1 protein-coding gene is annotated in these 481 nt (G+C 66.1%); it reads right to left on the bottom strand.

Annotated features, from left to right (window positions below; translation table 11 throughout):
• Positions 1 to 181: 181 nt before the first annotated feature.
• The gene (locus FS507_RS19855; RefSeq protein WP_186314744.1) at positions 182 to 328 is read right to left on the bottom strand and encodes a hypothetical protein; all 147 of its coding nucleotides are present in this window, start codon (positions 326 to 328) and stop codon (positions 182 to 184) included.
• Between the last annotated feature and the right edge of the window lie 153 nt (positions 329 to 481).

The raw sequence follows: 481 nt of genomic DNA, 5'->3' as shown, positions 1-481 counted from the left end.
TCCGCCCCAGCACCCATCGCCCCCCCCTCCTCTACATCTCCCCCATCATCCCCCCCACCCCCACCCCACTCATCCCTCTCCTCCCCACCTTCCCTCACATCCCAATCCCCCCCCCCATACTCCTTCCCCTCCTCCCACTCCATCACCCCCCTCCCTCTCTTCTTCACCCCCACCATCAACATCACCACCCCCTAACCCCCCATACCAAACACCTCTCCCCCTTCCCACCCTCCCTCTCCCACCCCACCACCACCATCCACTCCTCCTTCTCCCTCTCCCCCTCCCCCCCAATCTTCACCCTCCACCCCATCCTCCTCCTCTCCCTCATCTTCACCCTCCCCTTCCCCGCCCCCTTCCACCCACCTCCCCTCTCCCCACCCTCTCCCCCTACCCCCCCCCACCCCTCCACTTTCCCTACACCATCCCGATCGTCCCCATCCCCCCCTCCCACAGCTCCCTCATCTCACCCAACATCCCTCCC

The sequence above is a fragment of the Corynebacterium glyciniphilum AJ 3170 genome (assembly GCF_007673095.1).
GTDB lineage: Bacteria > Actinomycetota > Actinomycetes > Mycobacteriales > Mycobacteriaceae > Corynebacterium.
The sequence above is the reverse complement of the archived record's forward strand: the minus strand, read 5'-3'. Positions and strand labels throughout refer to the sequence as shown.